This window comes from Reyranella soli, from assembly GCF_007992495.1.
GTDB lineage: Bacteria > Pseudomonadota > Alphaproteobacteria > Reyranellales > Reyranellaceae > Reyranella > Reyranella soli.
Genome location: NZ_BKAJ01000030.1, coordinates 173,559 through 196,573 on the forward strand (window position 1 = coordinate 173,559; position 23,015 = coordinate 196,573).

Below are 23,015 nucleotides of genomic sequence, written 5' to 3' on the forward strand. Positions count from 1 at the left end.
AGCCGATCAGGCGTCGGGCAGCTTGTAGTTCACCTTGCTCGGGGCCACTTCGCGGAGCAGGTCGGGATAGAACAGGGTGTTCCAGGACACCGGCTTGGGAAGCCTGCCAATGCTCTTCAACTGAGCTTCGGCGATCTGAAAGTTGCCGATGGATTGCTGGTCCAGATGGACGTCGAAGCTCAACTTATCCATCAGCTGCTTGGTCAACGGCAGGTCGAGCTTCAGGAACTTGGCGACGTCGGCGGCGGCCTGGTCGCGCTTGGTGTTGATGACGTCCGTGGCCTCGACCATGCTGCGCATGAACGACACGGCGGCAGTACGGTTCTTCACCGCCCAATCCTTGTTCACGTAGATGAACACGCGGCCTTCGATGATGCCGACATTGTCCACGACCAGCCGCGCGCCCTTGACCGCTGCCGCGCCGCGCGTCAGCCACGGCTCCCAGGCGCTGTAGGCGTCGATGTCGCCGCGCTCGAGGGCCGCGACCATCTCCGGCGCCTCGACCTGGACGATCTTGTAGTCCTTGGGATCCAGCTTCAGCTTGTTGACCGCCGCCAGCCAGAACACTTCGCTGCCCGAACCGCGGGCAATTCCCAGGCGCTTGCCCTTGAGGGCGTCCATGCTGGCGATTTCCTTGCCGACGATGCCGTACCAGCGCGCCAGCATGGCGCCTTCGGCAGCCACCACGACGTTCGGATCGAGCGCGTGATTGAGCAGGCCGGCCTGCTCCGCGCCGAATGCCGATTGCACCTGGTTCTGGATCAGCAGCGCCACCATCGCCGAGCCGCTCGGTCCGGTGTTGAGCTGCACCTCCAGCCCGTTCTTGGTGAAGATGCCGGACTCCTTCGCGACGTAATATGCCGAGAACGAGGGATCCACGCCCGTCGCGATGGTGATCTTGGCAGGCTGCGCGCGCACCACCGATGGGACAACCGCAAGCCCGGCCGCCAGTTTCAGGGCGGATCGCCGTCCGATGTCAAACATTCATAACCCCCAATCCAAAGAGAAGAACCCACACTCGCGCAGCATCAGCTGGTCACGGCGTGACGTCATAGCGTCCGGCAAAACGGGCTACGCCGAAGCGGAACAGGCGGTCGGCCGTGAAACCCAGGATGCAGAGCGACACGAGCGCGACGAAGATGTCGCCGATCTGCATGTACATCCGCCCCTGCCACAGCATGACGCCGAGGCCGGCATTCGCAGCCACCAGCTCGGCAGCGACGATCGTGGTGAACGAATTGGCCATCGCGATGCGCATCCCCGTCAGGATGTAGGGGACGGTCGCGGGAAGGGCGACGAGGAAGAAGATCTGCCGCGAGTTCGCGCCGAGCGCCTGCGCCGCGCGGATCTTGTTGGCCGATATCGCACCCACGCCTGCCGCCGTGTTCAGGATCACGATGAAGACAGTCGTGTAGATGATCAGGAAGATCTTCGACGGCTCGCCGATGCCGAACCAGATGACCGCGATGGTGATCATCGCCACGGAAGGAATGAAGCGCAGGGATTCGGTCCATGGCTCCAGGATCTTCCGGGCCAGCGGAAAGCTGCCGATGATCAACCCGATCGGGATGCCGATGAGCGAGCCTGCGATGAAGCCGATGATGATGCGTTGCAGGCTGGCCCCGACATTCTCGACCAGGACCCCGTCCTGCAGCAGCTCGATGGCGCGCAGGAGCACGGCATAGGGCGGCGGGAACAGAACCGAGGCGACGACATAGACGGCGACGACGTGCCAAATGAAGAAAAGGCTGAAGAAGCCGAGAAAGTACGGGAACCCATTCTTGATCGCCTGCCAGATCGACGAAGCGGAGCTGCCCGCAGCGCCGCCGGTGTCCGATACGGGCAGCGTACGCGTGGCCTCGCTCATGCGGCCCTCCGTGCGTTTGCGCGCAGCACTTCTTCACGAACCAGTGCATGGATCTCTTCGTAAAGGGCGATGTATCGCGGGTCGCCCCGCGTGCGTTCGCCGGGAATGTCGATCGGCAGGTTCTTCTTCAGCGTGCCGCCGGGACCGGCCGTCATCACGCCCACGCGCGTCCCGAGGACGATTGCCTCATCGATATCGTGGGTGATGAAGACCACCGTGACCTTCATGCGTTCCCAGATGCGGCGCAATTCGACCTGCATGGCGCCGCGCGTCTGCGCATCCAGCGCGCCAAAGGGTTCATCCATCAGCAGAATCCGCGGCTCGTTGGCGAGCGCGCGTGCGATCTGCACGCGCTGCTTCATGCCGCCGGACAGCTCGGACGGGTGCTTGCCTTCCTGACCGCGCAGCCCGACCAGCTCGAGATACTGCATGGCACGGTCGCGGCGCTCTCTGCGGTCCACGCCGCGCAAGCGCAGGCCGAATTCGACATTCTCCACGGCGGTCAGCCAGGGATAGAGGGAATCGTCACCCTGAAAGACGACACCGCGATCCCGGGAAGCGCCTTTGATCGGCTTGCCGGATAGTTCCAGCCGGCCGGCGCTCGGAAGAGTGAAGCCCGCCAACAAGCTCAAGATCGTGCTCTTGCCGCAGCCGGAGGGGCCGAGCAGGCAATAGAACTCGCCGTCTTCGAGAGTGAGGTTGAAGTCGGCGACCGCCGACCAGGACCGTCCCTCTCGGGAGCGGAAGCTCTTGCCGACGTCGGCCAGTGAGATCAATGCCATGACGAAAGACGCGCAAGAACTGTGCCGCCGAAGCCGCCGACGAGCAGACCCGCTTCGCGCCTGACTATTTTTCCCTTCATGGACCCGCCTCCGCCGCGAGATTTGCATGCTTTCGTGTATATTGTATACACGAATTGGACACTGCAGGGCACCAACCGCGGCACCCGATTTGCTTCGCGTTCATGCGCTGACGAGTTGAATCCAGCCAGAGGGCACCGATGATGAATGCTCCGATTGCACACGACGATCCGATGATAGATGCGAGCCGGCGCTGGCCGCTCAGCGCCGTTCATCGCGATCCCCTGCCCCGTCGCACCGCCTGGCGCCGGAGCGACGTGTCGGAGTCTGATTGGCTGCTGCCCATTCCGGACGACTGCCTGTCGGAGATCGACGCGGTTGTCCGCTCGCTGCGTGAGCACCCCGTGCCGACCCTCGTTCTGTCACCGGACGAATTCGAGCTGACGGCGTGTCGGCGCCTGGCAGCTCGCCTGAAGGACATGCTCGACGCCGGGATCGGCTTCGCCGTCGTCGACCGACTGCCGGTCGATGCTTACAGCAAGGAGGAACTCCTCGCCGTTTATTGGCTGTTCAGCCAGATGCTGGCGCGTCCCGTCGCCCAGGCCTTCAAGGGCACGTTGCTCTATGACGTCCACGACACCGGAAAGAAGACCGATGTTCGCGTTCGCGCTGACCTGACCAACGAGGATCTGAGCTGGCACACCGACTATGGCTTCAACCATCCGCCGCCCTATATCGGCCTGCTGGTGATGCGGACGGCGTTGTCGGGCGGCGTTTCGTCCACCGGGAGCCTGCACACCGCACACGAAGTCCTGCGCGAGCGGGATGCCAGGCTGCTGCAGCGGCTCTACGAACCCTATATCTGGAACCGGCAGGGCGAGCATGCGGAAGGCATGCCGATCTGCACCAGCAACCCGATTTTTTCTGACCATGGCGGTGCGGTTCGCGCCCGCTTCAATCGCGCCCTGCAGCCTGTCGGCTATCGATTGGTCGGCCGCGAAATCGATCCGGACGGCATGGACGCGCTGAACGCCTTGCACGACATCCTTTCCGAGCCGGAACACCACGTCGACTTCGTGCTGGCGCCGGGCCAGATGGAATTTCTCAACAATTCGAGGATCGCACATCGCCGGACGGCGTTCATCGATCACGACGACCCTGCCCTCAAGCGGCATCTGTCGCGCATCTTCCTGCGCGACGAAGGCCGGCGGAGCTACATGGGGTAAAAGGCCGCCATATAAACAACAGTCGACATGACCTGGAGAAGACGATGCCGTTTGCCACGACCGACGATGGTGTGAAGCTCTACTACGAAGAGACCGGCTCCGGCGCACCGATCGTGTTCGTCCACGAATTCGCCGCCGATCACCGCTCGTGGGAAGGCCAGATGCGCCATTTTGGCCAGCGCTATCATTGCGTGACCTGGAGCGCGCGCGGATATCCACCCTCGGACGTGCCGGAAAATCCTTCAAGCTACAGCCAGGCCCGCGCCGCCGACGACATTCTGGCGATCCTCGATCACCTGAAGCTGCCGCAGGCCCACATCGTCGGCTTGTCGATGGGCGGCTTCGCCACGCTGCATTTCGGCTTCCGCCACCCCACGCGCGCGAAGTCGCTGGTCGTCGCGGGCTGCGGCTACGGCGCGGAGAAGCAGGAAGCGGCGAAGTTCAAGGGCGAGGCGGCGCTCGTCGCCAAATCCCTGTTGAACGAGGGCATGGTCAAGTTCGCGGAGAAATACGCCTATGGCCCGACGCGCGTTCAGTTCGAGAACAAGGATCCGCGCGGCTTCGCCCAGTTCAAGAAGGAGCTGGGCGAGCACTCCGCACTCGGCTCGGGCAACACCCAGATCGGCGTGCAGGGCGAGCGACCCTCGCTGTACGACCTGGTCGATCAGATGCGCGCGCTCACCGTGCCGACCCTGATCCTGACTGGCGACGAAGACTGGCCATGCCTGGCTCCAGGCATCCTGATGAAGCGCGAGATCCCGTCGGCGGCGCTGTCGGTGATGCCGAACTGCGGCCACACCATCAATCTCGAGGACCCCGACCAGTTCAATCGCATCGTCAGCGATTTCGTCGTCCAGGTCGAGGCCGGCCGCTGGCCCAAGCGCGATCCGCGCGCCATCAGCGGCTCGATCACCGGCATGAAGTAGAGGTCGACGGCCCGGTCTATGCGGCTACGAGGACGTTCTGCTCGCGCTCGAGCACGCGGCGCACGGCCGGGCGGGCCAGCATGCGGTCCTTCCAGGCGGTGTAGTGCTTGAGCTCCTCCACCGGCAGGCCGATGCGCTTGCCCCAGCCGTAGAACACCAGGGCGTAGCAGTCGACGACGCTGAACTGGTCGCCCAGGATCCACGGCTTGTCGCCGATGATGCCGTCGATCTCCTTGAGGCAGTTGTGGAAGTTCGAGCGGCCGACCTCCTTCAGATGGTCGAACACCTTGGTGTCCGTGGCGAAGCGCTCGGGCCGCGAGATGTGGGTGAAGGACGGATGGACGTTGTTGGAGAACCACGCCATCAGCGAGATCGCCCGGGCCCGCTGCACCGGATCCTTGGGCATGAGCTGCGGCGCATGCGTGGCGGCGATGAAGTCGAGGATCGCGGTGTTCTCCACGATCGTGCCCTCGTCGATCACCAGCGCCGGCACGCGGCCGCGCGGATTGACCTTGAGATACTCCGGCGTCTTCTGCTCGTTCTTGGCGAAGGCCAGCGGCTGCGAATCGAACTTGGCGCCGCTTTCCTCGAGCGCGAGATGCGACGCCGTCGAGCATGCGCCGGGCGCGTAGTAGAGCTTCAGCATGTCTTCCTCCCGATCTCGCTCAACGGTCTTCCTTCCTGTCCGACGCAGGTCCGCGCCGACGCAGTATCCGCATGACGACAATGAACAGCAATGCGGCGACCGGCCAGTGGAACCAGATCCTGTGCAGGCCGGTGAATACATTGATCAGGATCAGAAATCCCGCAATGGCGAGCAGCGTTGTGACGTCGCGCGGCAGGTTCGAGAGCCAATGCGAGACGACGCCCATCCACGTCGACGGCTCGTGCATGTCGCGAAGCCCCGAAGCGCCGACCTGTGGGGCTGCGTCCGCCCGGGACATGGTGCCACCGCCGGCCATGGCCACCCGATAGGTGGTCACGGGGGCGACGTTCTTCATCTGCTGCTGGCCGAGATGGTCGAAGCCGACGGACAACTTGTTGTGCACCTGTTCGTAAACGGAACCGGCGACCACGATGCCGCCGGGCTCGGCAAGCTCCTGTAACCGCGCCGCTATATTGACCCCGTCGCCATAGATGTCGGGCCCCTCGACCATCACATCTCCTAGGTTGATGCCAATGCGAAACTGCATGCGCTGCGCCTGGGTGGCGTCCAGCTCCTGGCTGGATACTTCCTGCTGAATCTCGACCGCGCACTGCACGGCCTCGACGACGCTCGCGAACTCGGCGATCACGGCATCGCCCCAGGTGTTGACGATCCGCCCGTCATGGCGTTCCACCAATCCCGCCATGGCGGTGCGATGGCGGCGCAGCGTCGCCATCGTTCCTGTTTCGTCTGCTTCCATGAGACGGGAATATCCGTGCACGTCGGCGCACAGGACAGTGGTCAACCGCCGTTTCACCTTGTCTGTCATCGCTCTGCGCTACCCGGGGTGCATGGGCGACAACCGCGCTTGGGGAGCTTCTGGGTCATCGAACCCTCCTCGGCGATAATCTTCCAAGTCGACGCCGATTGCATCACCTTCCGCGAGGCAGGCTCGATCCCGCTAGAGCGGCTTGGCAGCGCCGTTCGGCCGATTGCGGTGCAGGAACTCGCGGCCGATCTTGACCCGCTTCTGCCCGTCGTACTCGACGATGTCCGCCGTGGCGTAGGTCTCGGTCCAGTTGGACGGCAGGAACGACCCCGAGCCCACCACGTCGATAGGTGCCTTGGCCTCGGCCATGACGCGGCACTTGGCCGGGCCGAAGCCCGAGGAGGCCACGATCTTGACCTTGTCGAAGCCCGCGCGGTCGAGTTCGGCGCGCAGATGGAAGATCGCCGCCGCCGATACGCCGGTACCGACGAGGTAGCGCAATTCCTCTTCGCTGCGATAGCCGCGGATCGATTCGGGCGAGAAGCGCTCCAGCACCGCGTAGGACGACGCGGGATCGAGGCCTTCGATGTAGCGGCCGCCGGTCGTGTCCAGCCTGAACGACAGCATGCCCTTGGCGGCAAGTTCGGGAAAGCGCCGACAGACGTCCAGCGAATCCGAGATCTCGCGCGCGAAGTAGTCGACCAGCACGGTCATCGGCTCGCCGGCATAGGTCTCGTGGTACATCTCGGCCGCCCGCAAGGTCGAACCGGCATAGCCGATCAGGGCATGCGGCATGGTGCCGAGCCCCTGGTCGCGGCCGAAGAAGTGCGCGGTGGCGTGCGTGGCGTTGCCGATGAAGCCCACGGCGCCCACCTTGCGCTTGGCGCGCGCCGAGCCGACCGAGGCGGCATAGGCCATCATCTCGGCCATCTCCTGCCCCGCGCAATGACGCGCATCCATGGCAAGGAAGGCCGACTTCGGCATGTCGGCGCACATCGTCCAAGCGTTGTAGGCGGCGACGCAGGCCGGCCCCAGCTTCTGCAGGAAGATCGTCTCGAGATCGACGAGATGGAAGAACGAACCGGTGATGTACATCATCGGCTCGCCGGCACCGACCCACTTGCCCTCGCCATAGCGCAGGTCGAGATCGACCGACGTGTTGCGCGAACGGCCGAGCTCTTCCAGCCATTGCAACGCCAGCCGCGGCGCGAACACCACGGGGCGGCGCATGAAGATGGCGTAGGTCACGCGGGCATCGCCGAAGCGGCCGATCACCTGCTTCGTGCGATTGAAGTAGTGATCGGTATACCGCTCGATCTCACGGTCGCTTGGATGCGTCGTCATAGGCCCTCCCCTGGCCCCGACCGGCCGTCGTTAAACGGCCGGTCGTGCCCGGGCGACGGACAGGCGCTCGGCCTTGAGCTGCTCGGCGAGCAGGAAGGCCAGCTCCAGCGCCTGGCTGGCGTTGAGTCGCGGGTCGCATTGCGTCTCGTAGCGTTCGTTGAGATTGTCGACGGTGATATCGGTGGCGCCACCGATGCACTCGGTGACCTCCTGGCCGGTCATCTCGAAATGCACGCCGCCGGGATGGGTGCCCTCGGCGCGATGCACGGCGAAGAAGTCCTTCACCTCGCTCAGGATGGCGTCGAAGTGGCGGGTCTTCTTGCCGTTGGTTGCCGTCACGGTGTTGCCGTGCATGGGATCGCACGACCACACGACCGAGCGCCCCTCTTTCTTGGCAGCGCGCAGCAGCGCCGGCAGCTTGTCGCCGACCTTCCCGGCGCCCATGCGGCTGATGATGACGATGCGGCCGGGCTCGTTGGTCGGGTTCAGAGTCTCGTTCAGCCGCAGGAAGTCGTCGACCGAGAGCGACGGGCCGGCCTTGAAGCCGAGCGGGTTGCGCACGCCGCGGAAGAATTCGACATGCGCGCCGTCGGGCTGGCGCGTGCGATCACCGATCCACAGGAGATGGGCCGAACAGTCGTACCAGTCGCCCGAGGTCGAATCGACGCGGGTCAGCGCCTCCTCGTACTGCAGCAGTAGCCCCTCGTGGCAGGTGAAGAAGTCGGTCTCGGCGATCTGCGGCGTGGTCACCGAGTTGAGCCCGCAGGCGGCCATGAAATTCAGCGTCTCGTCGAGACGGGCGGCGAGGTCGTGATAGCGCTCCGACGCCGGCGAGTTGCGCACGAAGTCGAGGTTCCAGCGGTTTACTTCGTGGAGGTCGGCGTAGCCGCCCTGGGCGAAGGCGCGCAGCAGATTGAGAGTCGCGGCCGACTGGTTGTAGGCCTGCACCATGCGCTCGGGATCGGGCAGGCGCGCCTCGGGCGTGAACTCGAAACCGTTGACGTTGTCGCCGCGGTAGGACGGCAGCTGGACGTCGCCGATCTTCTCGACGTCGGACGAGCGCGGCTTGGCGAACTGGCCGGCCATGCGGCCGACCTTCACCACCGGCACGCCGGCACCATAAGTCAGCACGACGGCCATCTGCAGCAGCACGCGGAACGTGTCGCGGATGTTGTTGGCACTGAAATCGACGAAGCTCTCGGCGCAGTCGCCGCCTTGCAGCAGGAAGGCGTCGCCCGCGGCTACCTTGGCCAGCGCCGCCTTGAGCTTGCGCGCCTCGCCGGCGAACACTAGCGGCGGATAGCGGCGCAGCCGGGCCTCAGCGCTGGCCAGGACGGCGGCATCCGCATAGACCGGCATCTGCTGGGCCGGCCGGCCGCGCCAGCTCGTCGGCGTCCAGTCGGCGGCACTCGAACTGCGGGACTGCGCTTTCGCGGCCGTCTTGGACGGGCCCTGAATCGCGGTCATTTTTCCTTCCTCCTACAACCACCGGCGCGTTGGCCGCCGGGGCCGGTGAACCTATACGCGCTGTGGATAAAAGGCGAGCCCCCTTCAGGGGGCGAGCCCGCCGAAGCCTTGGCGAAGGCGGGCCCTATTCCGCCGCCTTCTGCCTCGGCGCCGGCTCGACACGGGCTGTGCGCATGGTCACGAACTCCTCGCCGGCCGTCGGATGGATGCCCACGGTGGCGTCGAATTGGGCCTTGGTGGCGCCGGCTTTCACAGCGACGGCCAGGCCCTGGACCAGCTCGGCGGCATCGTCGCCGACCATGTGCACGCCGACCACCTTGTCGGTCGCGGCCTCGACGATCAGCTTCATGAAGGTGCGCTGCTGCCGGCCCGACACGGTGTACTTCATCGGCCGGAAGGCCGAGGTGAAGACCTTGAGCTCGCCCAGCCGCATCCTCGCCTCTTCTTCCGTCAGCCCGACATTGGCGAGCTCGGGCTGGCAGAACACCGCCGACGCCACGTCGCGATGGTCGGCCTTGCGCGGCTTGTTGCCGAACTCGGTGTCGGCGAAACAGTGGCCCTCCATCAGCGCCACCGGCGTGAGGTTGATGCGGTCGGTGACATCGCCCACCGCCCAGATGTTGTCGACTGTGGTCTTCGACCATTCGTCGACGGCCACGGCACCAGCCTTGTCGAGCTGCACGCCGACCTTCTCGAGACCAATGCCCTTGGTGTTGGGCGCGCGGCCGGTGGCGTACATCACGAGATCGGTCTCGAACATGCCGCCGAGCTGGGTGTACACCGTGAACGGCGCCTTGCCGTCCTTGGACTCGATGCATTCGATTTGCATCTCGGTGCGCATCTTGATGCCGCTTTCCTTCAACGACTCGTGCACGGCGGTGCGGCACTCCTCGTCGAAGCCGCGCAGCACGCGATCACGGCGCAGCACGAGATCGACGTGCGCACCGAGCCCGTTGAAGATGCCGGCGAACTCGACCGCGATGTAGCCGCCGCCGACGATGGCGATGCGCTGGGGCAGCTCGGGCAGGTGGAAGGCCTCGTTGGAGGTGATGGCGAATTCCCGGCCGCGAATCTCCGGCACCACCGGTGCGCCGCCCGTGGCGATCAGGATCTTCTCCGCGGTGACCGTCTCCTCGCCGATCGCAATGGTATGACGGTCCATCAGCCGGCCGCGCCCCATGTGCAGCTTCACGCCGGCGCCGTCGAGCAGGCGGATGTAGACGCCGTTCAGGCGATCGACCTCCTTGGCGACGTTGTCGCGCAGCGTCGCCCAGGAGTGCGTGGGCGGCGCCAGCGTCCAGCCATAGGCCGCGGCGTCCTCGAAGTCGTGGGCGAACTTGGAGCCGTAGACCAGGAGCTTCTTGGGCACGCAGCCGCGGATCACGCAGGTCCCGCCGACGCGGAAATCTTCGCAGATGCCGACGCGCGCGCCATGGCCGGCGGCGATGCGCGAAGCGCGCACGCCGCCCGAACCGGCGCCAATCACGAACAAATCGTAGTCATAGGCCATGGGGATACCTTGAGAACAAAACCACAACACCGCCCAAATTCGGTCGTGGGTCGGACTATATCGGCGCTTAAACGGCGCGGTAAGGGAAATGGAGCGTGTGTAACCATCTCCCGATACAACTTCAAGGATATGTCCCCATGCTGAAACTCCTGGTCATCCCCGCCGCCGCCCTGCTCCTGGCCGCCCCCGCCCTTGCCGCTCCTGGCGATCCGCCGGCTCCCGCGCCCACCACCGACCGGCCGTCGCGCGGCAATGCCGGCATCATGCGCTACGACACCAACAAGGACGGCGTGGTCGACCGCGCCGAATGGAAGGCGGGCCAGGAGGCGCGCTTCAAGCGCCTCGACACCAACAACGACGGCAAGCTCACCGAGGCCGAGCTGTTCGCGCGCACGCCGGCGGTCGGCAACAGCGTGCTGCCCTCCGACCGCCAGGTCGAGCGCCAGTCGGCCTACTTCCAGCGCCTCGACACCAACAAGGACGGCGTCGTGACGCTCGAGGAGTTCATGGCCCAGGCCGACCGCAACTTCGCACGCTGCGATGTGAACAAGGACGGGAAGACGGATACGGCGGAGTGCCGCCAGGCGTTGCAGAGAACTCGGCAGTAGCCAGATCCTCCCCCGTCACACGGGGGAGGATACAGGAGGGGGAAGGCCCCAGGCGCGATCTCTGAAGTTTCAGATCTGAAAGCTCAGAAATCGCGACTGATGCTCTCCCCCTCCCCGCCTCCCCCGTAAGACGGGGGAGGTGAATGAGCGAGGCTCAGGCGCTTTCCGCGTGCATGACGTCGCCGAACAGCTCCCAGGTCTCGCCCTTGAAGCGCGAGAGCTGGACGGCCTGGATCGGGTAGAAGTCGGTCGGGCTGGTCGACACATTGATGCCGGGCAGCAGCAGCGGGATGCGCACGTTCTGGAAGTTGGCGGCCTGCTTCATGACGTTCTCGCGCGTCAGGTTGTCGCCGCACTTCTTCAGGGTCTCGCGCATCATCGTGGCGACGGCGTAGGCGAAGATGTAATTGGCGTCGGCCTGGTTGGCCTGCGGCATGGACTTGGTCATGTACTCGCGCCACATCTTCATCTCGTCATCGTTGTCCCACTGGTGATCGGTGGGATCCTTGAGATAGGCCGCGGTCAGGATGCCCTGGCCGTTCTCAAAGCCGGCCGGCTTCATGACGGCGGCCACCGAGGCCGAGACGTTGTTGAGGTACTGCACCGGCTTCCAGCCGATCTCGGTCGCCTTGCGGATCGACTGCGCCGCGAACTTCGGCGTCGAGATGTTGAAGAAGACGTTGGCGCCGGAATCCTTCATCTGGATGACCTGGCTGTCGACCGTGGGATCGGTCACCTCGTAGGTCACGTGCTTGACGATGCGGCCCGCCTCGCTGCCCAGCCCGGCCTTGAAGCCCTCGAAGTAGTCCTTGCCATAGTCGTCGTTCTGCATCAGCACGGCGACCTTGGCGTCGGGCGTGTTCTTCAGGGCGTGCTTGGCATAGATCACGCCCTCGGTGTGGTAGTCGGGCTGGAAGCCCATGGTCCACGGGAACTCCTTGGGCTTGCCCCACTTCGACGCGCCGGTCGACACGAAGAGGTGCGGCACCTTCTTCTGGTTGACGTACTTGTGGATCGCCGTGTTGGTCGGCGTGCCGAGCGTGTTGAACAGGCAGAGCACCTTCTCCTGCTCGACCAGCTGGCGCGTCACCTCGACCGACTTGGGCGGCGAGTAGCCGTCGTCGAGGGTGACGAACACGACCTTGCGGCCGTTGATGCCGCCGGCCTCGTTGACCATCTTCCAGAACACCTGATGGGCCTGGCCGATCACGCCATAGGCCGAGGCCGGCCCGCTGTAGGGGCAGAAATGCCCGATCTTGATCTCCTTGTCGGTCGCCCCGTCGTCGTACTTCCTCTGGGCGACCGCCGAACGCGTAGCGGTAAGCAAGGCCGCAGCCGACACGCCACCCACGAAACCACGCCTGCTGGTAATCAACGCTTCCTCCTTCGTTATCATTCACGGCCAAGGTTCACTCGAATTCCGAGGCTTGGAAACATGAAAAAGGCCGCCCTGCGGCGGCCTCTTCCACGATGCGAAGGAAAAAGGATCAGGTGCTCTCGGCGTGCATGACGTCGCCGAACAGCTCCCAGCTCTCACCCTTGAAGCGCTGCAGCTGGACCGCCTGGATCGGATAAAAGTCGGTCGGGCTGGTCGAGACGGTAATACCCGGCAGCGCCATCGGCAGCTTCCACTTCTGGAAGTTCGCCGCTTGGCGCATGAGGTTCTCACGAGTGAGGTCGTTGCCGCACTTCTTCAATGTCTCGTGCATCAGGCTGACGACCGAATAGGCGAAGACGTTGGACGCGTCCGACAGGCTGGCGCCCGCGTTGTACTTGTTCATCCAGGCGACCCACGCCTTCATGTCGGCGTTGTCGTCCCACTGCTTGTCGGTCGGATCCATCAGGTAGGCCGCCGTCAGCACGCCTTGCGTGTTCTCGAAGCCAGCGGGCTTCATCACCGAGGCGACGCTGCTCGACACGTTGTTGAGGTACTGTGCCGGCTTCCAGCCGATGTCGGCCGCCTTGCGCATCGCCTGGGCGGCGAATTTCGGCGTCGAGATGTTGAAGAAGACGTTGGCGCCGGAGTCCTTCAGCTGGATCACCTGGCTGTCGACGGTCGGATCGGTCACCTCGTAGGTGACGTGCTTGGCGATCTTGTTGACATCCTTGCCGAGACCTTCCTTCAGGCCCTCCCAGTAGTCCTTGCCGTAGTCGTCGTTCTGCATCAGCACGGCGATCTTCGGATCCTTGACGTTGGCCAGGATGTGCTTGGCATAGATGACAGCCTCGGTGTGGTAGTCGGGCTGGAAGCCCATCGTCCACGGGAACTCCTTGGGCTTGCCCCACTTCGACGCACCGGTGGCGACGAACAGCATCGGCACCTTCTTTTGGTTCATGTACTTGTGGATCGCCGTGTTGGTCGGCGTGCCGAGCGTATTGAAGGTGCACAGCACCTTGTCCTGCTCGACGAGCTGACGGACCAGCTCGACCGTCTTGGCCGGGTTGTAGCCGTCGTCGTAGGTGATGAAGTTGATCTTGCGGCCGTTCACGCCGCCCTGCGTCTCGTTGACGAATTTCCAGTACGCCTGGATCGTCTTGCCGATCACGCCGTAGGCCGAGGCCGGGCCGCTGTAAGGATTGGTGTGACCGATCTTGATCTCGGTATCGCTGGCGCCGTCCGAGTACTTCTTCGCGCCTTGCGCGAACGATACGCCCGACGCTGACAACACGGCGGCCGTGGAAACGCCGCCTAGAAACGTACGCCTATTGGTCCTCAACGCGTCCTCCTGTGTTTTATGGTTTGCAGTGCGAGAGTTGCCCGAAATACGTGCGCGGGAAAGGAAAAAACTCGCGAGGCGATATACAACTTTTCAATGTTGCAGCGCGGAAGCGCCAAAAGAAAAGGCCGCCGTAACCGGCGGCCTTTCATCCTCCTTCGCCAAGGCTTCGGAGGACGGGCTTGCCCTCCGAAGCTCCGCCAGGAGCGAAGGAGGGTCACATCGTCGCGAGGACGATGCAAAGCTTAGGCGCTTAAGTGCTCTCGGCGTGCATGACCTCGCCGAAAAGCTCCCAGGTCTCGCCCTTGAAACGCTGCAGCTGGACCGCCTGGATCGGATAGAAATCCGTCGGGCTGGTGCTGACGGTGATGCCAGGCAGCAGCAACGGCAGGCGGTACTTCTGGAAGCTCGCCGCCTGCTTCATCAGGTTGGCGCGCGTCATCTCATTGCCGCAGCGCTTCAGCGTCTCGGTCATCAGCGCGGCGACGGCATAGCCGTAGATGTGGTTGGCGTCGGCCTTGTTGGCGGATGGCATGTTCTTGTCCATCCAGGCTCGCCACTCCTTCATCTCGGCGTTATCGTCCCAGGCCTTGTCGGTGGCGTCCATGATGTAGGCCGCCGTGATGATGCCCTGGGCGTTGTCGAAGCCCGCGGGCTTCATGACCGCCGCGACCGAAGCCGACACGTTGTTGAGATAATGCACCGGCTTCCAGTCGATGTCGGCTGCCTTGCGGATGCCCTGCGCAGCGGCCTTGGGGCCCGAGACGTTGAAGAAGACGTTGGCGCCCGAATCCTTGAGCTGGATGATCTGGCTGTCGACCGTCGGATCGGTGGCCTCGAAGGTCACCACCTTGACGATGCGGTCCGTCTCCTTGCCCAGGCCCTCCTTGAAGCCGCCCAGATAGTCGCGACCGTAGTCGTCATTCTGGTGCAGCACGCCGATCTTCGCGTCCTTGATGTTGGCCAGGATGTGCTTGGCGTAGATCACCGCTTCGGTGTGGTAGTCGGGTTGGAAGCCCATCGTCCACGGGAAGTTCTTGGGGTCACCCCACTTCGACGCGCCAGTGGCGACGTAGAGCTGCGGCACCTTCTTCTGGTTCATGTACTTGTGGATCGCCGTGTTGCACGGCGTGCCGAGCGACTGGAACAGGGCGAAGATCTTGTCCTGCTCGACCAGCTGGCGGACCATCTCCACCGTCTTGGATGGATTGTAGCCGTCGTCCAGCGAGATGAACTTGATCTTGCGGCCGTTGACACCGCCGGCCTCGTTTACGACCTTGAAGTAGGTATCGATCGTCTTGGCGATCGCGGCATAGGCCGAGGCCGGGCCGCTATAGGGGTTGGTGTTGCCGATCTTGATCTCGGTGTCGGTCACCCCATCGTCGTACTTCTTCTGCGCAAATGCCGAAGTCGAACCCGAAGCCAGGGCCAGCGCCGATACGCCCCCCACGAAACCGCGCCTGCTTGTATGCACTTATTATTCCTCCCTGAGAAATGGTGCCGCAGCTAAGCCCAAAAGCGACCCAAAAAGAAGGCCGCCTTTCGGCGGCCTTCGCAACCAAGATGTCGCAGGATCTTAGGCCCCTTCCGCCGACATGACGTCGCCGAACAGCTCCCAGGTATCGTTCGAGAACTTGGCGAGCTTCACCGACTGGATCGGATAGTAGTCGGTCGGGCTGGTGTTGATGGTGATGCCCGGAATGAGCATCGGCAGCTTGTACTTCTGGAAGTTGGCCGCCTGCCTCATGACGTTGTCGCGCGTGAGATCGTCACCGCACTTCTTCAGCGTCTCGTGCATCAGGATGGCGACGGCGTAGCCGAACACGTGGTTGGCGTCGGCCTTGTTGCCGCCGGGCATCCACTTGTCCATCCAGGCGACCCAGCCCTTCATGTCGGCGTTGTCGGCCCACTGCTTGTCGGTCGGGTCCATCAGGTACTGCGCCGTGATGATGCCCTGGCTGTTCTCGAAGCCGGCCGGCTTCATCACCGAGCCGACCGAGGCCGAGACGTTGTTGAGGTACTGCGCGGGCTTCCAGCTGAGGTCGCCGGCCTTGCGGATCGCCTGGGCGGCGGCCTTGGGCGTGGCGATGTTGAAGAAGACGTTGGCGCCGGAGTCCTTGAGCTGGATCACCTGGCTGTCGACCGTCGGATCGGTGACCTCGAAGGTCACATGCTTGACGATCTTGTCCGCATCCTTGCCGAGGCCTTCCTTGAAGCCTTCGTAGTAATCCTTGCCGTAGTCGTCGTTCTGCATGAGGACGGCGATCTTGGGGTCCTTGACGTTGGCCAGGATGTGCTTGGCATAGATCACGCCCTCGGTGTGGTAGTCGGGCTGGAAGCCCATCGTCCACGGGAACTCCTTGGGCTTGCCCCACTTCGACGCACCGGTGGCGACGTAGAGCATCGGCACTTTCTTCTGGTTCATGTAGCGATGGATCGCCGTGTTGGTCGGCGTGCCGAGCGTATTGAAGGTGCACAGCACCTTCTCCTGCTCGACCAGCTGGCGCACCAGCTCGACCATCTTGGGCGGCGAGTAGCCGTCATCCAGCGTGATGAACTTGACCTTGCGGCCGTTGATGCCGCCCGCGTCGTTCACGCTCTTCCAGTAGGCCTCGATCGTCTTGCCGATCTGACCGTAGGACGAAGCCGGGCCGCTATAGGGGCCGGTATGACCGATCTTGATCTCGGTGTCGGTCGCACCGTCTGAGTACTTCTTCTGAGCGAACGCTGATGAAGAACCGGAAAGCAACGCCAACGCCGACGCCCCACCCACAAAAACACGCCTACTCGTAACCACTTAAATCCTCCCTGCTGTTAAGCGGCGCGGAGTTTCTTTTGAAATGACGCAAAAAAGAAGGCCGCTCGAAAGCGGCCTTCCGCGATACGGGAATGTTGCACCTCTTAGCTGCTTTCGGCGTGCATGATCTCGCCGAAGAGCTCCCACGACTCGCCCTTGAAGCGCTGCAATTGCACAGCCTGCACGGGGTAGAAATCGGTCGGGCTGGTCGAGACCGTGATGCCCGGCAGCAGGCCGGGAACCCGAAGCTTCTGGTGGTTGGCCGCCTGCTTCATCAGGTTCTCGTGCGTCAACTCATCGCCGCACTTCTTCAGTGTCTGCTCCATCAGGCAGGACACCGAGCACGCATAGTTGAAGTTCACGTCACCCAGGTTCGCGCCGGGCATGTACTTGGCCATCCAGTCGCGCCAGGCCTTCATTTCCTCGTCGTTGTCCCACTGGTGATCGGTGGGATCCTTGAGCCAGGCCGCGGTGATCACGCCCTGCACGTTTTCGAACCCGGCGGGCTTCATGGTCGTCGTCACCTGGGCCGCCACGTTGTTGAGGTAGATCGCGGGCTTCCAGCCGATGTCCGCCGCCTTACGCATGGATTGGGCCGCGAACTTCGGGATCGAGATGTTGAAGAAGACGTTGGCGCCGGAATCCTTCAGCTGGATGGTCTGGCTGTCGACCGTCGGATCGGTCACCTCGTAGGTCACGTGCTTGACGACGCGGCCGGCCTCCTTGCCGAGGCCTTCCCGGAAGCCTTCCCAGTAATCCTTGCCGTAGTCGTCGTTCTGCATGAGGACGGCGATCTTGGGATCCTTGACGTTGGCCAGGATGTGCTTTGCAAAGATGACGGCCTCGGTGTGATAGTCGGGCTGATAGCCCATCGTCCACGGGAACTCCTTGGGCTTGCCCCACTTCGACGCACCGGTGGCGACGAACAGCATCGGCACCTTCTTTTGGTTCATGTACTTGTGGATCGCCGTGTTGGTCGGCGTGCCGAGCGTATTGAAGGTGCACAGCACCTTGTCCTGTTCGACGAGCTGGCGGACGCACTCCACCGTCTTGGAGGGATTGTAGCCGTCGTCCAGCGTGATGAAGTTGATTCGGCGGCCGTTGATGCCGCCCCGGTCATTGACGCTCTTCCAATAAGCCTCAATGCACTTGCCGATGACACCGTAGGAAGACGCCGGCCCGCTGTAGGGGTTGGTGTGACCGATCTTGATCTCCTTGTCGGTCGCGCCGTCGGAATACTTCTTTTGAGCGAACGCTGATCGGGAACCCGAAAGCACCGCAGCGGCAGAAAGGCCGCCCACGAAAGTACGCCTGTTCGTCTTCATGATTCTTCTCCCTGTTGGGTTTACGCCATCAACTACTCCTCACTCGCTGTTGGTACGGTTGGTTCGAGACGCAGCCCGCTACCGGGCTGCCGGCTGTTTCTGTGCTGCCTGCTGCTGGGCGGCCCGACCGCCGCGCAGGCTGCCGCGCAGGCTCTGCACCAGGTAGTAGACGCCGCCGACGATGCCCATCGGCATCAGGTACATCAACACGATCAGCAGGATGCCGAACACGGTGTAGGCCGACAGGTCGAACTGCAGGCCGAGGTCGTTCTTGGCGAAGGTCGAGAGCGCCTGTGCCGAGTTGTCGACCAGCACGTAGAAGATGCCGCCGACCACCGAGCCGACCAGCGAGCCAATGCCGCCCACCACCAGGCCGATCAGGAACTTGATCGACAGGAAGATGTTGAAACTGTCGGGCGCCACGAAGGCGATGGCCGAGGCGGAAAGCGCGCCGGCGATGCCGGTGTAGGCGGCGCTGATGCCGAAGGTCACGGTCTTGTACAGCGAGGTGTCGATGCCCATCGTGCTGGCCGCGATGGTGTAGTCGCGGATCGCCATCATGGCCCGCCCGCTGCGGCTGTTCAGCATGTTGGCGGCCGCCCAGTAGAGCAGCACCATGACGATCAGGATGTAGTAGTAGAGCCACTGGTCTTCGGTCAGCGGCAGGTCGAACGGCACCTCGGGCTTGTTGAGCACGATGCCCTGGACGCCGCCGGTCAGGCCCTCCAGCCACTTGTATTTCAGGATCTGCGGAACCGCGAGCGCCAGCGCGAAGGTCGCGAGCGCGAGGTAATGGCCCTCGAGCTTGAGCGCCGGCAGGCCGAACAGGTAGCCGACCATGAAGCAGACGACCGCCGCGCACGGCAGGGTCAGCCAGTACGGCATGTTGAGATGGTCCATCAGGACCGCCGCCGTATAGGCGCCGACCGCATAGAACGCGCCGTGGCCGAGCGAGATCTGGCCGTTGAAGCCGGTCAGCAGGTTGAGGCCGAGCACCGCGATGGCCGCGATCATCATGGTGCTGACCAGGAACAGCCGGTAGTCGGAGACGAGGTCGGGCAGCACCGGCCGCAGCAGCGGCACCAGGAAGGCCAGTGCCAGCACCAGCCACAGCCACCACTTCTTGGTCGATGCGGTCATGTCAGACCCTCTTCACGACGACGCGGCCGAAGATGCCGGCCGGTCGCACGGTGAGCACGAAGATCACGATGATCAGGGCGACGGTGAGCTTCTCGCCGTTGCCGATGATGTAGATGCCGGTCGCCTTCTCGATCTGGTTGCCGGCGAAGGCCACCATGTTCTCGAGCACGCCGACGATGAAGCCGCCCAGCACCGCGCCGCCCGGATTGCCGATGCCGCCCACCAGGGCGCCGGCGAAGGCGTAGAGCAGGATGCCGGCCATCATGTTGGGGTCGAGATAGACGATGTGGGCGACCATGATGCCGGCCACCGCACCGACCGATGCCGCCAGGCCCCAGCCCAGCGCCAGCATCCAGTCAACACGCACGCCGACCAGGCGGGCCATCTGCGGGTTCTGCGCCGCGGCGCGCATGGCGAGCCCGAGCGGCGTGTAGCGGAAGAAGGCGAACAACAGGCCGAGCACGATCAGGGTGACGAGCACCACGCCGAGCTGGTGAGGCCCGATGACGCCCGCGATGCCGAAGCTGCTCTTGGGGAACGGCGAGGGATACTCCTTGATCAGGTAGCTCCAGATCGCGCCGGCGACCGAGTTGAAGATCGCCAGCAGGCCGATGAAGACCACGACGATCGAGAGCACCGGCGCGTTGTGCAGCGGTCTCAGGATCACCCGTTCGATGACCACGCCAAGTATGAAGGACAGCACCACCGCCAGGATGAAGGCGAACCAGAAGCTCAGGCCCCAGCTCATGAGCTGCCAGCTGATGTAGGTCGAGAACATCGCCATCTCGCCCTGGGCGAAATTGATGTGGTCTGTCGACACGTAGATCATGACCAGCGCCAGCGCCACGCAGGCGTAGATGGCGCCGTTGGCCAATCCGGAAGCGACCTGCTGGAGGAACTGTTCCATGTCTGCGCCTCAGTACCCTAGGTAGGATTTGCGGATGTTCTCGTCGTTCTTCACGACTGACGAGGGGCCGGACATCACGACGTGGCCAGTTTCAAGCACATAGGCGTGATCGGCGAGGTCGAGGGCGAGCGCCGCATTCTGCTCGACCAACAGGATGCTCACCTTCTCCTCCTCGTTGATGCGCCGCAGGATGCGGAAGATCTCGACCACGATCAGCGGGGCGAGGCCGAACGACGGCTCGTCGAGCAGCATCAGGCGCGGTCCCAGCATCAGGGCGCGGGCGATCGCCAGCATCTGCTGCTCGCCGCCCGACAGCGTGCCGGCCTGCTGCTGGACGCGCTCCTTGAGCCGCGGGAAATAGGCGAAGACCCGCTCGAGCTCGCGCGCGACGCCGGCCTTGTCCCTGCGGGTGTAGGCGGCGATGCGCAGGTTCTCGTCGACCGTGAGCGTGGTGAAGGTGCCGCGGCCCTCGGGCACGTGGGCAATGCGCTGCCGGACGATCTCCTCGGTCGGCAGCTTGGTCATGTCCTTGCCGTCGAACCGGATGACGCCCTCGCAGCGCACCATGTTGCAGATGGCACGGAGCGTGGTCGTCTTGCCGGCGCCGTTGGCGCCCAGCAGGGTGGTGATGCCGCCGGTCTCGATTTCGAATCCGACGTCATAGAGCGATTGAGTCTGGCCGTAGAACGCCTTCAGTCCCTTCACTTCCAGCAACGCGGCCATTACGAAGTCCCCAGATAGGCACGGATCACTTCGGGATCGCGCTGCACCTCGGCCGGGGTGCCATCGGCGATCTTCTTGCCGAAGTCGATGGCGACCACCTTGTCGGACACCGACATCACCAGGCTCATGTGATGCTCGACCAGCAGCACGGTGACGTGCTGGGTGTCGCGCACGCGCTTGATCTGGCCCTTCAGCACCTCGATCTCGTCGTGGTTCAGTCCGGCCGCCGGCTCGTCGAGCAGCAGAAGCTTGGGGCTGGAGGCGAGCGCGCGGGCGAGCTCGACGCGCTTGCGGATCGGGAACGGCAGGCCGCCGGCCATGGCGTTGGTGAAGGGCACGAGGTCCATGAAATCGATCAGCTCGATCGCGCGCGCCGCGATGTGCGCCTCCTCGGGCGCGACCTTGGGCAGGCGCAGCGCATTGTCGAGGAAGCTCGTGCTGCTGACGCTGTGGCAGCCGACCTTGACGTTGTCGAGCACCGACATGCGGTCGAACAGCGCCACGTTCTGGAAGGTGCGGCCGATGCCGATGCGCGGGATATCGTGGCGCGGCCGGCCGAGGATCGACGCGCCCTCGAACAGAATGTCGCCGCCGTTGGGCGTGTAGAGTCGACTGAGGCAGTTGAAGAGCGTCGTCTTGCCGGCACCGTTGGGGCCGATCAAGCCGGCGATCTGTCCAGGGGAGACGTCGAAGGTGACGCCATCGAGCGCCACGATGCCGCCGAAGCGGACCGAGACGTCGCGCACGCTAAGCAGCGGCGAGCCGCTGGAAGAAGTCGGTCCTGCCATGTTCACGCTGGTTTCGAAGGCCAGCCATTCAACGCGCCGGCTCCGCGAAATTACCCTTGCCTCCCAAACACTTGCGACCCTTCTGCGGAATCGTCGTCCGCAAAGACGATGGCCTATCCGCCTGGGGGACGCAACCCCATTGGCGGCACGCCATGCTTTGGGCGCGATTGCGCCGCAGGATTGATCCGCAGCGCGGACGTTGACACGTTGCGCGTTGCCGCCGATACGACAGCACCCCTCTCAATGCGGGTTTACCGCCGATGAAACGCATCTTCCGACCTCTCCTCTACACCGCCGCCATCATCAGCCTACCGGTCGCAGCCCAGACGCCGCCGACGCAAGGCTGGCCGGCCAACCGGCCGCCCGCCGCAGCGCCGCAGGCCACGCCGCCGCAGGCGGCCACGCCACCGGCAGCAGTAGGCGCGCCCGCCGCTCCCGCACCGGGCGGTCAGGCTCAGCAAGCCACGGGGGCGCCTCCGGCGATTCCGCTGCCGCAATGGTTCGTCGAAATTGACACTGCCAAGACGGGCGAGGTCTCGCGCGCCGACTTCCTGAAGTACCGCATGAAGTCGTTCGAAGAGCTCGACGCCAACAAGGACGGCAAGCTCTCGCTTGACGAGTTCCTCAAGGTCGCCGAGCCGCCGATGTCGACCGACGTGCCGGGCGGGCCGACTCTCGAGGAGCGCCGCAACCGCGCCAAGGCCGAGTTCGGCAACCTCGATACCAACCGCGACGGCTTCATCGAGCGTGCCGAAGCCGAGGCGCTCGTCCATTCCGAGTTCAACCAGTACGACACGGACCGCGACAACAAGGTGACCGAGCCCGAGGTACGCCTGATCGTGCAGCGCTCGCTGCAGCGCGAGGCCGCCGCACGCCAGGAAGTCGAGCAGCGCCGCCGCCAGGGCATGGCGGCGATCAACGACTTCATCGACATGCAGCTGCGCGAGGCCGACAAGCTCGACAAGAACAACGACGGCAAGATCAACCAGCAGGAATATCTCGTGCTGAGTGGTCCGGCCGACGGGCCACAGGCCAAGGGACTGCTGCCCTACGACATCCGCAAGCAGCTCGTGCTGCGCAAGTTCGCCGAGATCGACACCAACAAGGACGGCCAGCTCGATCGAGTCGAGCTGACGGGCGCCGCTGTCCGGCAGTTCCTCGAGATCGACGACAACAAGGACCGCTTCCTCACCGAGGAAGAGTTCAAAAAGGCGCAGGAGAACGAGACCAAGAAGATGCGCGCCATCATCCAGGCGATGCAGCCGGCGCAGCCCGCCCAGCCGCGCCCAGCCCCCGCGCCGGCTCAGCCGCGCGGTCCCCAGCCGCAGCAAGCGCCGCAGCAGCCGCAGGGCCTGGCCCCGGGGCTTCCGCAGGGAACGCGGTAGTATTGGGAGCGCAGGCCTCTGGCCCGCTCATGATCTGATGCGGGCCAGAGGCCCGCGCTCCCGCTATTCG

General features: G+C 64.1%; 21 protein-coding genes. 4 read left to right on the forward strand and 17 right to left on the reverse strand.

What is annotated here, in order from left to right; translation table 11 throughout:
• Positions 1 to 6 precede the first annotated feature (6 nt).
• Genes RSO01_RS08150 through RSO01_RS08160 form a run of 3 tightly spaced genes read right to left on the reverse strand, consistent with a single transcriptional unit; the run spans position 7 to position 2,649 of the window.
• Positions 7 to 984 carry an ABC transporter substrate-binding protein gene (locus tag RSO01_RS08150; protein ID WP_147147997.1) on the reverse strand — a complete coding sequence of 326 codons (978 nt, stop codon included), beginning with the start codon at positions 982 to 984 and terminating at the stop codon, positions 7 to 9.
• A 52-nt stretch (positions 985 to 1,036) separates the two neighbouring features.
• The gene (locus RSO01_RS08155; protein WP_147147999.1) at positions 1,037 to 1,867 is read right to left on the reverse strand and encodes an ABC transporter permease; all 831 of its coding nucleotides are present in this window, start codon (positions 1,865 to 1,867) and stop codon (positions 1,037 to 1,039) included.
• Complete coding sequence (locus RSO01_RS08160) at positions 1,864 to 2,649, reverse strand: ABC transporter ATP-binding protein (protein WP_147148001.1); 786 nt, start codon at positions 2,647 to 2,649, stop codon at positions 1,864 to 1,866. Before RSO01_RS08160 ends, RSO01_RS08155 begins: the two co-directional genes overlap by 4 nt.
• Before the next feature lie 251 nt (positions 2,650 to 2,900).
• Between RSO01_RS08160 and RSO01_RS08165 the strand changes: the two genes are divergently transcribed.
• Positions 2,901 to 3,893, forward strand: coding sequence for a TauD/TfdA family dioxygenase (locus tag RSO01_RS08165; protein ID WP_170302925.1), 993 nt, complete (start codon positions 2,901 to 2,903; stop codon positions 3,891 to 3,893).
• Between the two features lie 44 nt (positions 3,894 to 3,937).
• Positions 3,938 to 4,819: an alpha/beta fold hydrolase gene (locus RSO01_RS08170; RefSeq protein WP_147148005.1), complete on the forward strand. Its 882-nt coding sequence runs from the start codon at positions 3,938 to 3,940 to the stop codon at positions 4,817 to 4,819.
• 16 nt (positions 4,820 to 4,835) lie between these two features.
• Here RSO01_RS08170 and RSO01_RS08175 read toward each other — a convergent pair whose 3' ends face one another.
• The 5 genes from RSO01_RS08175 to gor form a co-directional block, all read right to left on the reverse strand.
• The gene (locus RSO01_RS08175) at positions 4,836 to 5,465 is read right to left on the reverse strand and encodes a glutathione S-transferase family protein (RefSeq protein ID WP_147148007.1); all 630 of its coding nucleotides are present in this window, start codon (positions 5,463 to 5,465) and stop codon (positions 4,836 to 4,838) included.
• Between the two features lie 19 nt (positions 5,466 to 5,484).
• The gene (locus RSO01_RS08180; RefSeq protein ID WP_147148009.1) at positions 5,485 to 6,294 is read right to left on the reverse strand and encodes an adenylate/guanylate cyclase domain-containing protein; all 810 of its coding nucleotides are present in this window, start codon (positions 6,292 to 6,294) and stop codon (positions 5,485 to 5,487) included.
• Positions 6,295 to 6,426: 132 nt separating this feature from the next.
• Positions 6,427 to 7,578: a nicotinate phosphoribosyltransferase gene (locus tag RSO01_RS08185; protein ID WP_147148011.1), complete on the reverse strand. Its 1,152-nt coding sequence runs from the start codon at positions 7,576 to 7,578 to the stop codon at positions 6,427 to 6,429.
• A gap of 30 nt (positions 7,579 to 7,608) precedes the next feature.
• Positions 7,609 to 9,045, reverse strand: a complete 1,437-nt coding sequence (locus RSO01_RS08190; RefSeq protein ID WP_147148013.1) for a class II 3-deoxy-7-phosphoheptulonate synthase — start codon at positions 9,043 to 9,045, stop codon at positions 7,609 to 7,611.
• A gap of 124 nt (positions 9,046 to 9,169) precedes the next feature.
• Entirely contained in the window at positions 9,170 to 10,555 is a 1,386-nt protein-coding gene (gor, locus tag RSO01_RS08195) for a glutathione-disulfide reductase (protein WP_147148015.1), read from the reverse strand.
• Positions 10,556 to 10,692: 137 nt separating this feature from the next.
• Between gor and RSO01_RS08200 the strand changes: the two genes are divergently transcribed.
• Complete coding sequence (locus RSO01_RS08200; protein ID WP_147148017.1) at positions 10,693 to 11,163, forward strand: EF-hand domain-containing protein; 471 nt, start codon at positions 10,693 to 10,695, stop codon at positions 11,161 to 11,163.
• 154 nt (positions 11,164 to 11,317) lie between these two features.
• Here RSO01_RS08200 and RSO01_RS08205 read toward each other — a convergent pair whose 3' ends face one another.
• The 9 genes from RSO01_RS08205 to RSO01_RS08245 form a co-directional block, all read right to left on the reverse strand.
• Complete coding sequence (locus tag RSO01_RS08205) at positions 11,318 to 12,538, reverse strand: ABC transporter substrate-binding protein (protein ID WP_246158191.1); 1,221 nt, start codon at positions 12,536 to 12,538, stop codon at positions 11,318 to 11,320.
• A gap of 112 nt (positions 12,539 to 12,650) precedes the next feature.
• Positions 12,651 to 13,880: an ABC transporter substrate-binding protein gene (locus RSO01_RS08210; RefSeq protein ID WP_147148021.1), complete on the reverse strand. Its 1,230-nt coding sequence runs from the start codon at positions 13,878 to 13,880 to the stop codon at positions 12,651 to 12,653.
• A 253-nt stretch (positions 13,881 to 14,133) separates the two neighbouring features.
• Positions 14,134 to 15,354 carry an ABC transporter substrate-binding protein gene (locus RSO01_RS08215; RefSeq protein WP_147148023.1) on the reverse strand — a complete coding sequence of 407 codons (1,221 nt, stop codon included), beginning with the start codon at positions 15,352 to 15,354 and terminating at the stop codon, positions 14,134 to 14,136.
• A gap of 102 nt (positions 15,355 to 15,456) precedes the next feature.
• Positions 15,457 to 16,677: an ABC transporter substrate-binding protein gene (locus tag RSO01_RS08220; protein WP_147148025.1), complete on the reverse strand. Its 1,221-nt coding sequence runs from the start codon at positions 16,675 to 16,677 to the stop codon at positions 15,457 to 15,459.
• 104 nt (positions 16,678 to 16,781) lie between these two features.
• Complete coding sequence (locus tag RSO01_RS08225) at positions 16,782 to 18,002, reverse strand: ABC transporter substrate-binding protein (RefSeq protein ID WP_147148027.1); 1,221 nt, start codon at positions 18,000 to 18,002, stop codon at positions 16,782 to 16,784.
• A 78-nt stretch (positions 18,003 to 18,080) separates the two neighbouring features.
• Complete coding sequence (locus RSO01_RS08230) at positions 18,081 to 19,142, reverse strand: branched-chain amino acid ABC transporter permease (protein WP_147148028.1); 1,062 nt, start codon at positions 19,140 to 19,142, stop codon at positions 18,081 to 18,083.
• Between the two features lies 1 nt (position 19,143).
• Positions 19,144 to 20,049, reverse strand: coding sequence for a branched-chain amino acid ABC transporter permease (locus tag RSO01_RS08235; RefSeq protein ID WP_147148030.1), 906 nt, complete (start codon positions 20,047 to 20,049; stop codon positions 19,144 to 19,146).
• Between the two features lie 9 nt (positions 20,050 to 20,058).
• Positions 20,059 to 20,772: an ABC transporter ATP-binding protein gene (locus RSO01_RS08240; protein ID WP_147148032.1), complete on the reverse strand. Its 714-nt coding sequence runs from the start codon at positions 20,770 to 20,772 to the stop codon at positions 20,059 to 20,061.
• Positions 20,772 to 21,560, reverse strand: coding sequence for an ABC transporter ATP-binding protein (locus RSO01_RS08245; RefSeq protein ID WP_147148035.1), 789 nt, complete (start codon positions 21,558 to 21,560; stop codon positions 20,772 to 20,774). Before RSO01_RS08245 ends, RSO01_RS08240 begins: the two co-directional genes overlap by 1 nt.
• Positions 21,561 to 21,820: 260 nt before the next feature.
• Between RSO01_RS08245 and RSO01_RS08250 the strand changes: the two genes are divergently transcribed.
• The gene (locus RSO01_RS08250) at positions 21,821 to 22,945 is read left to right on the forward strand and encodes an EF-hand domain-containing protein (RefSeq protein ID WP_147148037.1); all 1,125 of its coding nucleotides are present in this window, start codon (positions 21,821 to 21,823) and stop codon (positions 22,943 to 22,945) included.
• Positions 22,946 to 23,015 lie beyond the last annotated feature (70 nt).

Bases quoted from the DNA above. Each gene is read 5' to 3' on its own strand.
- RSO01_RS08150 (WP_147147997.1), bottom strand. From the start codon at position 984: ATGTTTGACATCGGACGGCGATCCGCCCTGAAACTGGCGGCCGGGCTT.
- RSO01_RS08155 (WP_147147999.1), bottom strand. From the start codon at position 1,867: ATGAGCGAGGCCACGCGTACGCTGCCCGTATCGGACACCGGCGGCGCT.
- RSO01_RS08160 (WP_147148001.1), bottom strand. From the start codon at position 2,649: ATGGCATTGATCTCACTGGCCGACGTCGGCAAGAGCTTCCGCTCCCGA.
- RSO01_RS08165 (WP_170302925.1), top strand. From the start codon at position 2,901: ATGATAGATGCGAGCCGGCGCTGGCCGCTCAGCGCCGTTCATCGCGAT.
- RSO01_RS08170 (WP_147148005.1), top strand. From the start codon at position 3,938: ATGCCGTTTGCCACGACCGACGATGGTGTGAAGCTCTACTACGAAGAG.
- RSO01_RS08175 (WP_147148007.1), bottom strand. From the start codon at position 5,465: ATGCTGAAGCTCTACTACGCGCCCGGCGCATGCTCGACGGCGTCGCAT.
- RSO01_RS08180 (WP_147148009.1), bottom strand. From the start codon at position 6,294: ATGACAGACAAGGTGAAACGGCGGTTGACCACTGTCCTGTGCGCCGAC.
- RSO01_RS08185 (WP_147148011.1), bottom strand. From the start codon at position 7,578: ATGACGACGCATCCAAGCGACCGTGAGATCGAGCGGTATACCGATCAC.
- RSO01_RS08190 (WP_147148013.1), bottom strand. From the start codon at position 9,045: ATGACCGCGATTCAGGGCCCGTCCAAGACGGCCGCGAAAGCGCAGTCC.
- gor (WP_147148015.1), bottom strand. From the start codon at position 10,555: ATGGCCTATGACTACGATTTGTTCGTGATTGGCGCCGGTTCGGGCGGC.
- RSO01_RS08200 (WP_147148017.1), top strand. From the start codon at position 10,693: ATGCTGAAACTCCTGGTCATCCCCGCCGCCGCCCTGCTCCTGGCCGCC.
- RSO01_RS08225 (WP_147148027.1), bottom strand. From the start codon at position 18,002: ATGAAGACGAACAGGCGTACTTTCGTGGGCGGCCTTTCTGCCGCTGCG.
- RSO01_RS08230 (WP_147148028.1), bottom strand. From the start codon at position 19,142: ATGACCGCATCGACCAAGAAGTGGTGGCTGTGGCTGGTGCTGGCACTG.
- RSO01_RS08235 (WP_147148030.1), bottom strand. From the start codon at position 20,049: ATGGAACAGTTCCTCCAGCAGGTCGCTTCCGGATTGGCCAACGGCGCC.
- RSO01_RS08240 (WP_147148032.1), bottom strand. From the start codon at position 20,772: ATGGCCGCGTTGCTGGAAGTGAAGGGACTGAAGGCGTTCTACGGCCAG.
- RSO01_RS08245 (WP_147148035.1), bottom strand. From the start codon at position 21,560: ATGGCAGGACCGACTTCTTCCAGCGGCTCGCCGCTGCTTAGCGTGCGC.
- RSO01_RS08250 (WP_147148037.1), top strand. From the start codon at position 21,821: ATGAAACGCATCTTCCGACCTCTCCTCTACACCGCCGCCATCATCAGC.